Genomic DNA, 10,497 nt, shown 5'->3' on the forward strand with positions numbered 1-10,497 from the left:
AAACCCGCACGGGCCGGATGGTCGCCTACCCTGGTCTTCCGTGACTGCTGCATCAGCGCCCCAGCCCTCCACCGGTGACTACGACCTGATCGTCGTCGGATCCGGATTTTTCGGACTGACGATTGCCGAGCGCGCCGCAACGCAGCTCGGGAAGCGTGTACTGGTCGTCGAACGACGACACCACCTGGGCGGAAACGCCTACTCCGAACCCGAGCCGGAAACCGGCATCGAGGTCCACAAGTACGGTGCCCACCTGTTCCACACGTCGAACAAGCGGGTGTGGGACTACGTGAATCTGTTCACCGACTTCACCGGCTACCAGCACCGCGTCTTCGCGATGCACAACGGCCAGGCCTACCAGTTCCCGATGGGCCTGGGCCTGGTCTCGCAGTTCTTCGGCAAGTACTTCACGCCCGACGAGGCCCGCGCCCTGATCAAGGAGCAGTCGGCCGAGATCGAGTCGTCGGACGCGAAGAACCTCGAGGAGAAGGCGATTTCGCTGATCGGCCGCCCGCTCTACGAGGCGTTCGTGCGTGACTACACCGCCAAGCAGTGGCAGACCGATCCGACGGAACTGCCCGCCGGCAACATCACCCGGCTGCCGGTCCGGTACACGTTCGACAACCGCTACTTCAACGACACCTACGAGGGTCTTCCCGTCGACGGCTATACCGCGTGGCTCGAGAACATGGCGAAGGACCATCGGATCGAGGTACGCCTGGATTCCGACTGGTTCGAGGTGCGCGACGAGATCCGCGCCGCCAGCCCCGACGCACCCGTCGTCTACACCGGCCCGCTCGACCGGTACTTCGACTACGCCGACGGCAAGCTCGGCTGGCGCACCCTCGACTTCGAGACCGAGGTGCTGCCCACCGGCGACTTCCAGGGCACCCCGGTCATGAACTACAACGACGCGGACGTCCCCTACACCCGTATCCACGAGTTCCGGCACTTCCACCCGGAGCGCGACACGTATCCGGCGGACAAGACGGTGATCATGCGCGAGTTCTCGCGTGCCGCCGGCGACGACGACGAGCCGTACTATCCGATCAACACGCCGGAGGATCGCGAGAAGCTCACCGCCTACCGCGATCGCGCCAAGCAGGAAGCCGCGGAGAACCACGTGCTGTTCGGTGGCCGCCTCGGCACCTACCAGTATCTGGACATGCACATGGCGATCGCGAGCGCGCTGAGCATGTTCGACAACACCCTCGTACCGTTCTTCGAGTCGGGCGTTCCGGTTTCGGGGGACGCGTCGTGAGCGTCGGCGAACTCGATCTCGAGGAGAAGACCGTGAGCCCGGACAGCACCGCGGTGCCGCGACTCGGCAAGTCGCTGTTGCAGCGGATCATCCTGCCGCGACCCGGTGAACCGCTCGACGTGCGCACCCTCTACCTGGAGGAATCGCCGACGAACGCGCGGCGCGCGCACGCGCAGAGCCGCACGACGCTGAGCGTCGGCGCGGAGTCCGAGGTGTCGCTGTGCACCTACTTCAACGCGTTTCCCGCGAGCTACTGGCGACGCTGGAGCACGCTCGATTCCGTCGTGCTGCGCCTCGAGTTGTCCGGGCACGGACGCGTCGACGTGTACCGCAGCAAGGCCGACTCGAGCCGCATCCACGTGCAGGGACGCGAATTCACCGGCACCGACGGCGCGGTGACCGTCGTCGAACTCGACACCGACCTCGGCCCGTTCGAGGACGGCGGCTGGATCTGGTTCGACATCACCACCGACACCGACGTCACCCTCGTCGCCGCCGGTTGGTACGCGCCGGTCGAGGCGCCCGGGAAGGCATCCGTCGCGGTCGGCATCCCGACGTTCAACCGGCCCGCCGACTGCGTGAAGGCGCTGCAGGCGCTGGCGTCGGACCCGCTGGTCATGGACGTCGTCGACGCCGTGATCATCCCCGATCAGGGCACCCGCAAGGTGCGCGACCAGGACGGCTTCGCCGCGGCCGCCGCGCCCTTCGGTGACCGGCTGGTCATCCACGATCAGGCTAATTTGGGCGGCTCCGGCGGGTACAGCCGGATCATGTACGAAGCACTCGCCACGACCGACGCGCCATACATCCTGTTCATGGACGACGACATCGAGATCGAACCGGACTCGGTGCTCCGCGCGCTGGCGCTGTCGCGGTTCGCGAAGTCCCCGATGCTCGTCGGCGGCCAGATGCTCAACCTGCAGGAACGCAGCCACCTGCACACCATGGGTGAGGTCGTGAACCGCGCGAACTTCATGTGGTCGGCCGCCCCGAACGTCGAATACGATCACGACTTCTCCACCAAGCCGCTGCGCGACCGGGAGAACTCGAAGCTGCTGCACCGGCGTATCGACGTCGACTTCAACGGCTGGTGGATGTGCATGATCCCGCGGGTCGTCGCGGAGCAGATCGGTCAGCCGCTGCCACTGTTCATCAAGTGGGACGACGCCGAGTACGGGCTGCGGGCCCGCGCCGCCGGTTACCCGACGGTGACGATGCCCGGTGCCGCGATCTGGCACATGGCGTGGTCCGACAAGGACGACGCGATCGACTGGCAGGCCTACTTCCACCTGCGGAACCGGCTCGTGGTCGCGGCGCTGCACATGCCCGGCGACGGCCGCGGTCTGGTCCTCGACACCGTCAAGGCGACGATCAAGCACCTCGTGTGCCTCGAGTATTCGACCGTCGCGATCCAGAACAAGGCCATCGAAGACTTCCTCGCCGGGCCCGACGGCCTGTTCGACCTGCTTCCGAAGGCCCTCGGTCAGGTGCATGCGCTGCGCAAGAACTTCCCCGACGCGGTGGCGCTGCCGTCGTCGACGGAGCTGCCGCTGCCGTCGGGTGCCGACGTCGGTGCCGTCGGCCAGCCGCGCGGACCACTCGGGAAGCTCTCGCGGCTCGCGAAGGGTGTGGTGCACAACCTGCGCCCGGCCGTCGACGCCCACCACGAGCAGCCGCAGCTGAATGTGCCGACGATCGATGCCCGCTGGTTCCTGCTCTCGCAGGTCGACGGTGTGACGGTCACCACCGCGGACGGGCGCGGCGTCGTCTACCGTAAGCGCGACCGCGCGCAGGCCGGGGCATTGCTGTCCGAAGCGCTGCGCCTACGGCGTGAACTGGCACGACGGTTCCCGGAGCTGAAGAAGCAGTACCAGGATGCGGTTCCTGCCCTGACGAGCAAGGAGGAGTGGGAACGTGTCTTCGCTGTCGAGCAGTGACGGAGCCGCTGCCTGGAAGACCACCGATGCCGAGATCCAGATTCTGCAGGCCGTGCAGGCCACGGTCGGTACCCGGCCGCAGGCGATCGCGATCGCCCGTGGCATGTCGCACTTCGGTGAGCACGCTCTGGGCTGGGTCGCGATCGGTGGCATCGGCGCGCTCGTCGATCGCCGTCGTCGCCGTCAGTGGGCGGGCGTCGCGGTCGGCGCGGTCGGGGCACATGCCGCGTCGATCGTGATCAAACGCATCGTGCGACGGCCGCGACCCGACGATCCGACGGTCGCCGTGAACGTGTCGACGCCGAGCCGGTTGAGCTTTCCGTCGTCGCATGCGACGTCGACGACCGCGGCCGCGGTCCTGCTCGGTCGGTTGACCGGGCTACCCTTGCCTGCGGTACTCGTCCCGCCGATGCTGCTGTCGCGACTGGTCCTCGGTGTGCACTACCCGACGGATGTCCTGGCCGGCGCAGCGCTCGGGGCGGCCTCGGCCGCCGCGGTCGCGCGGGCAGAAAAGAAGTTTGGAGAACGATGAGCGAGGAACCGGCAACCGTCACCGGGCCGCCACAGAGTCTGCCCGCGGGCATCATCAAGGCTGTCCGGCCACGCCAGTGGGTCAAAAACGTGCTGGTGCTGGCGGCACCGCTCGCTGCGGGTTCGGCCACCGAGCTGGACGTTCTCGGGCCCGTCGCCCTGGCGTTCGTCGTGTTCTGCATGGCGGCCTCGGGCATCTATCTGGTCAACGACGCGATGGACGTCGACGCCGACCGCGCGCACCCGACGAAACGGTTCCGGCCGATCGCCGCGGGCGTCGTCCCGATCAACCTGGCGTTCGGTCTCGCCGCGGTGCTGCTGATCGCCGCGATCGGCCTGTCGTTCCTCGCGAACTGGCAGCTCGCGGTCGTGATGGCGGTGTACATCGGCATCCAGCTCGCATACTGCTTCGGGCTCAAACATCAGGCCGTTCTCGACATCTGCATCGTCTCGTCCGGCTTCCTCATCCGCGCGATCGCCGGTGGTGTCGCCGCGGGCATCCCGTTGTCCCAGTGGTTCCTGCTGATCATGGCGTTCGGTTCGCTGTTCATGGCCGCAGGCAAGCGGTATGCGGAGTTGCGCCTGGCCAACAAGACGGGTGCGAAGATCCGCAAGTCGCTCGAGTACTACACCGAGACCTACCTGCGGTTCGTGTGGACCCTGTCGGCGACCGCGGTCGTCATCTGTTACGGCCTGTGGGCGTTCGAGCGCGACATGCTGGCCGAATCGAACTGGTTCGCCATCTCGATGATCCCGTTCGTCGTCGCGATCCTGCGGTACGCCGTCGACGTCGACGGCGGCGAGGCCGGTGAACCCGAGGAGATCGCGCTCGGCGACCGGATTCTGCAGTTGCTCGCGATCGTCTGGATCGTGGTGGTCGGCGGTGCTGTCTACCTCTTCTGACGTCGCTGCGGACGTCGACTCGTCGGCGCGGCAGGGCGGACCGGCCCACCGCGTCCCCGGACGGACCGGGTTGTCCCGAGGTGTGTTCGCCGCGGGTGTCGTCGTCACCGGCGTGCTCATGTTCTGGGGTGCGTGGGAGCGGCGCTGGATCGCCGACGACGGCCTCATCGTGTTGCGCACGGTCCGGAACCTGCTGGCAGGCAACGGTCCGGTGTTCAACATCGGGGAACGCGTGGAGGCCAATACGTCCACGTTGTGGACATACCTGGTCTACGGGTTCGGCTGGGTGACGGGGGCGCGCCTCGAGTATGTGGTGCTCGGGTTGGCGCTGGTGCTGTCGACCGCGGCGGTGGTCGTCGCGATGGTCGGCACCGCCCGGCTCTACCGGTGGCGGCTCCGTGGCGCCGGCGGCACCCTCCTGCTGCTTCCGGCGGGCATGGTGGTGTACATCGCGGTTCCACCTGCCCGTGATTTCGCGACGTCCGGGCTCGAGAGCTGCCTGGTGATCTTCTGGATCGCACTGCTGTGGCTACTCATGATGCGGTGGGCCACGACCCCGGTCCCGAGCACCGTCGCGGTGCTCGGGACGGCATTCGCAGCCGGACTCGGACCGCTGGTCCGGCCGGAACTGGCGATCCTGGCGGCTGTCGCCCTGGCGATGCTGTTCTTCGCGGCAGACCAGACGTGGCGTGTGCGGGCGGTGATGGTCGCGGTCGCGGGCGCGGTTCCGGTCGGGTACCAGATCTGGCGGATGGGCTACTACGGACTGCCCTATCCGAACACCGCGGTGTCGAAGGATGCGGGCGGCGCCAAATGGGCACAGGGCTTCGAATACCTGGGCAACCTGGTCGGCCCGTACCTGTTGTGGTTGCCGTTGCTTCTGCTGCTGATCGTCGCGGTCGTGATGATCGCGACCAGCCGTGCAGGCAGCGAACCCGTCGCCGATCGGGTGCGCGAGATCGCATCCACCGATGCGCGGACCCTGCTCGCCCGTGGTCAGCGGGCGCTGCGCACGCCGACCGCGGTCGTGCTGTTCATGCTCGGCAGTGGTGTGTTGCTCGCGTTGTACTCCTTGCGTGTCGGCGGCGATTTCATGCACGGGCGGGTGCTGCTGCCGCCGTTGTTCTGCCTGCTCGTTCCCGTCGCGGTGGTGCCGGTGCGGTTGCCGGAGCGCGGTGAGCCACGTCGTGCCACCACGGTCGCCGGCGCGGTCGGCGGGCTGTGGCTCGTCACCGTCGTATGGTCGGCGTTCGCGGCCGGCACCACGGGGATGACCGAAGGTGCGGTCGTCGGGCGATCCGGCATTGTCGACGAGCGTGCGTTCTATGCACTGAACACCGGTCACGCGCATCCGATCCGTGCCGAGGACTACCTGGACTATCCGCGGATGCGGGCGATGGTCGAAGCGATCGACCGGACACCGAGCGGTGGATTGTTGCTGCCGACCTCCTCGTTCGACACGTGGGATGTGGTACCGCCGCCCGAACCGATCCCGCCGGGTGGGGCCGGGCACACGGTGTACTTCCTCAATCTGGGCATGACCAGTATGAACGTTCCGCTCGACGTGCGGGTGATCGATCAGATGGGGTTGGCGTATCCGCTCGCCGCGCACACCGAACGCCTCGAGGACGGGCGGATCGGCCACGACAAGATCCTGTACCCGGACTGGGTGGTCGCCGAATCGGGGATGGTGAACCTGCATCCGTGGCTGCCCGGCTACCTCGACGAGGACTGGGTGGCACAGGCCGAAGTGGCGCTGACGTGTCCGCAGACGCAGGAAGTGCTCGATTCGTCGCGGGCGGAGCTGACCTGGCCGCTGTTCAAACGGAATCTGCGCAATGCGTTCGACTACGCCACATACCGTTTCGATCGGGTGCCCAAATACGAGATCGAGCGGTGCAGGTTGGAACTGCCCCCGCCGCGGGAGTGATGTCGCGGCACGGGCCGACGGTGTGTGATCCGTCACCGTCGCCGCCGTGTCGGCGGCACCGTTTCACGGGTGAAATCGGGGGTCGAATCGAGGTGTCCGACTTGGGTTTCGGGCCGGATCTCGTTAGGATCACGCCGTGTAACGACTCGGTAACGGTCGGAGGGCGTGGCGGGGGTCGCGCGTCGGCTTTCATCCCGTGACCAGCGGGACGGAGGGTTTGTCAGAGGCCTTGAAGTCATTTACAGTCTTGACCGCAGTGTGACTTGTGGCGCCGCTCCGCGGATCGCCACCGCCGAAATCCGACGGGGAACGCGTACGCGTGCGCCGAAGATCGAGAAAGTGAGCATTGTTCATGCGTCTAGTCCCGAGGATGTCGAAGCGCATCCGCAGCCGGGTGCTCGGCACCGCCGCTGCAGCGCTCGTGCTGCCGGTCGCGGCCGGTGTGGTCGGAACCACCGCCGCGGTGGCCGCCCCCGCGCAGTCGGCCCCGATCGCGCACAGCGCGCCGGCCGGCGGCTGGGAAGAGGTCTTCGTCGACTCCGATATGGGCCCGATCAAGGTGCAGATCCAGTGGGCGTCGCGTGGTGGCGATGCCGCGCTGTACCTGCTCGACGGTCTGCGTGCCCGGGATGATGCGAACGCGTGGTCGTTCGAGACGAACGCGCTCACCCAGTTCGCCAACGACAACGTCTCGCTCATCATGCCGGTCGGCGGTGAGTCGAGCTTCTACACCGACTGGTACTCGCCCAGCAATCTCAACGGGCAGGACATCACCTACAAGTGGGAGACCTTCCTCACGGAGCAGCTCCCCGAGTACCTCGCCACCCGCGGCGTGTCGACCAGCAACAACGGCATCCTCGGTCTGTCGATGGGCGGTTCCGCCGCGCTGACGCTGGCCGCGTACCACCGCGACCAGTTCAAGTTCGCTTCGTCGCTGTCCGGCTACCTCAACCTGTCCGCACCGGGCATGCGTGAGGCGATTCGCGTTGCCATGCTCGACGCCGGCCGCTACAACGTCGACGCGATGTGGGGCCCGCCGTGGAGCCCGGCCTGGCTGCGCAACGACCCGTTTGTGTTCGCCCCGAAGCTCGAGGGCCTGTCGCTGTACATCTCGGCGGCCAGCGGCCTGCCCGGACAGTACGACGCCCCCAAGGGCCTGACCGGCTTCTACAACACCGCCAACGCGATGGGCCTCGAGGCTCTCTCGCTCGTGCAGACGCGCGCGTTCCAGGTCAAGCTGGCTTCGCTCGGCATCGACGCGTCGTACAACTTCCCGGCGCGCGGCACCCACGCGTGGAAGTACTGGGAGGACGAGCTGTGGAAGGCTCGTCCGCAGATCCTGGACGCACTCAACGCGCACTGACCCTGCTGACCGCGCACTGAGTCGTCCGCCGAGAAACGCTGTCGGCGCACACTGCTGGTCCACATGCCGTCCGATCACCCTGCAACGGGAGATCGGACGGCATGTCCCGTTGTGAACAATTTTCTCACCTGTCACAGCGCGTCACCTCCGATCCGGGGCCGTCTCCGTGTACAAACAAGTTTCGGATGCGCAGCGCACACGCCTTCGGATGTGGACTCGCTGCCCGCGAACGGTCCCGCAACGCAGGAAGCGAGCGATGCAGATGCGAACAGCACACGGCGGTCCACGATTGAGGCGGCGCGTCCTGGGTGGCCTCGCTGCGGTACTGGTCGCGCCGATGGCGGCGGGACTGACCACGGTTGCGGTCGCGTCCGCAGCGCCTGCACGAACAGAGCCCGCCCGCACGGAACCTGCCCGGACCGGCCCGGTCGTGACGCAGGCTCCGGCGTCGGGCATCACGGTCTCTCGGGTCGACTGGCTCACCGATCGCCGGGTCGCGTTGTGGATCGATTCTCCGTCGATGGGAACGCCGATCCAGGTCCAGTTGCTGCTTCCTCGCGACTGGAACATCCGGCCCGATACGCGGTTCCCCGTCGTCTACATGCTCGACGGCATGCGCGCACAGGACGACGAGAACGGCTGGACGATCAACACCGACATCGAATCGTTCTTCGCGGACAAGAACGTTCTCGGGGTGCTACCCGTCGGCGGCCAGTCCAGCTTCTACTCGGACTGGGTCGATCAGAACAACGGGCAGAACTACAAGTGGGAAACGTTCCTGACGAAGGAGCTGCCGCACGTCCTCGAGGGCGAGTGGCGGGCCACGACCACTCGCGGTGTCGTCGGCCTGTCCATGGGCGGTACCGCCGCGATGTTCCTGCCCGCCCGCAATCCCGGGTTCTTCCAGTTCGCGGCGTCGCTGTCGGGCATTCTCACCACCACGACGCTGGGTATGCCGGAGGCCCTGCGCTACGCGATGCAGGATGCGGGCGGCTTCGACGTGGACGCCATGTGGGGGCCGCCGGGCAGCGCGGGCTGGGAGTCGCACGATCCGTATCTGCTCGCGGAGAAGCTGCGCGGTGTGAGCCTCTACGTCTCCAGCGGTAGCGGCAGCACCGGTCCGTACGACCAGCCTTCGGGTGTCCCCGGCGTGAGCACCAACTATGCCGGCATGGGCCTCGAGATCCTTTCCAGGCTCACGTCGCAGGCGTTCGCTACCAAGATCAACAAGCTCGGTATTCCGGCGCAGGTCGTCTACCGCCCGTCGGGCACCCACTCGTGGCCGTACTGGCAGTTCGAACTGCACCAGTTGTGGCCGCAACTCGCGAACACGCTCGGTGTGCCGGTGGACAAGCCGCCCTGCGCGGCGGCCGGGTCGATCGGGGACGTCGCCGCGGCGAACGCGTGGCTGGGCGACTGTGTCACCGCCGAGTACCCGGTCGCCGGTGGCCAGGCGCAAGATTTCCGGTTCGGCCGGGTCTTCGCGTCCGGCGCGGGCACGTTCCCGGTCGCCGGTGCCATCGGCGGCGCCTATCAGGGCAGTGGTGGTCCCGCCGGACCGCTCGGATTCCCGAAAACCGGGGAGGGCGGCACCCCCGACGGCCGCGGCCGGTTCACCCACTTCCAGCACGGCTCGGTCTACTGGACCCCACAGACCGGAGCGCATGCGGTCCGCGGCGCGATCCTCGACGAGTGGGCACGGCAGGGCTGGGAGAGCGGTCCCCTCGGCTACCCGGTGCTCGACGAGGTCGCCACACCGAACAAGCCGGGTGTCGTCCAAGGCTTCGAGATCGGTGCGATGTACTGGAGCGAACCCACCGGCGCCCACGCCGTGCAGGGCATGATTCTGGGCAAGTACGGCGAGTTGGGCTACGAGAACGGCGTCCTCGGATTCCCGAAGACCAGTGAGATTCCCGTCAAGGACGGCGGACGTTTCAACGAATTCGAGAACGGAAACATCTATTGGAGTCCGCTGACCGGCGCCTGGCCGGTGCACAACGGTCCGATCTTCGACGCATGGAAGGACGCCGGCTACGAGAGCGGGCGACTGGGTTTCCCGGTCAGTGACGAGTTCCCGATCGAAGGCGGGATCCAGCAGAATTTCCAGGGCGGGTTCGTCACCAGGGTCGGTGACGTCGTCGCCGTGTCCCCCTAGGACTGCCCTCGACCGACACGAGCGTCGGCGCCTATCGTCTGGCGGTGACCGGGAGCCACTGCTCCGGTCACCGCCTTCGGCGCTCTCTGTAGCCTGGTGCGGTGCCGGCGCTACGCCCTGCCGGTTCACTACTGCTCGCTGACCAGACTGTTCGCTCACGACACCGGATGAGGACACCACTACATGCCTGCACGGACCCGTTCGCGCTCGACCCGCGTGGTCGGCGCCTGCGCCGCCGCACTGACTGCCGCTGCTCTGCTCGGAGCCTGCGGAAGCGACGATTCCACTGCGACGAGCACTCCATCGGCCTCGACGTCCACGGCAGCCGCGTCCACCTCGGCGTCCGCGACGTCGGCCGCCGAGAACTCGGGCGCCGAGAACCCGGCCGAGTCCACCGAAGCCGACGCACCCGTGACG

The 10,497-nt window shown here is 67.3% G+C and carries 8 protein-coding genes; 7 read left to right on the forward strand and 1 reads right to left on the reverse strand.

Annotation, left to right across the window (positions count from 1 at the left end):
- The first annotated feature begins 40 nt into the window (after positions 1-40).
- The 7 genes from glf to WAX14_RS02000 all read left to right on the forward strand — a co-directional run bounded on the left by glf (position 41) and on the right by WAX14_RS02000 (position 10,080).
- Entirely contained in the window at positions 41-1,261 is a 1,221-nt protein-coding gene (gene glf / locus WAX14_RS01970; RefSeq protein WP_422626415.1) for a UDP-galactopyranose mutase, read from the forward strand.
- A gap of 32 nt (positions 1,262-1,293) precedes the next feature.
- Positions 1,294-3,198, forward strand: coding sequence for a glycosyltransferase (locus tag WAX14_RS01975; protein WP_422626420.1), 1,905 nt, complete (start codon positions 1,294-1,296; stop codon positions 3,196-3,198).
- A gap of 34 nt (positions 3,199-3,232) precedes the next feature.
- Positions 3,233-3,730, forward strand: coding sequence for a phosphatase PAP2 family protein (locus tag WAX14_RS01980; RefSeq protein WP_422626421.1), 498 nt, complete (start codon positions 3,233-3,235; stop codon positions 3,728-3,730).
- Complete coding sequence (locus WAX14_RS01985; protein ID WP_422626416.1) at positions 3,727-4,632, forward strand: decaprenyl-phosphate phosphoribosyltransferase; 906 nt, start codon at positions 3,727-3,729, stop codon at positions 4,630-4,632. The genes WAX14_RS01980 and WAX14_RS01985 overlap by 4 nt, the downstream gene beginning before the upstream one ends.
- A complete protein-coding gene (zomB, locus tag WAX14_RS01990; protein ID WP_422626417.1) occupies positions 4,613-6,562 on the forward strand; it encodes a flagellar motor control protein ZomB in 1,950 nt (649 codons plus the stop codon). The genes WAX14_RS01985 and zomB overlap by 20 nt, the downstream gene beginning before the upstream one ends.
- Positions 6,563-6,932: 370 nt before the next feature.
- Entirely contained in the window at positions 6,933-7,925 is a 993-nt protein-coding gene (locus WAX14_RS01995; protein WP_422626418.1) for an alpha/beta hydrolase, read from the forward strand.
- A 262-nt stretch (positions 7,926-8,187) separates the two neighbouring features.
- Positions 8,188-10,080: an alpha/beta hydrolase-fold protein gene (locus tag WAX14_RS02000; RefSeq protein ID WP_422626422.1), complete on the forward strand. Its 1,893-nt coding sequence runs from the start codon at positions 8,188-8,190 to the stop codon at positions 10,078-10,080.
- A 179-nt stretch (positions 10,081-10,259) separates the two neighbouring features.
- On the opposite strand, the gene WAX14_RS02005 is transcribed toward WAX14_RS02000, so the two are convergent.
- A partial coding sequence (locus tag WAX14_RS02005) for a hypothetical protein (protein WP_422626419.1) occupies positions 10,260-10,497 on the reverse strand: 238 nt, incomplete at its 5' end.

This window comes from Rhodococcus sp. (in: high G+C Gram-positive bacteria) (assembly GCF_049299235.1).
Lineage (GTDB): Bacteria > Actinomycetota > Actinomycetes > Mycobacteriales > Mycobacteriaceae > Rhodococcus.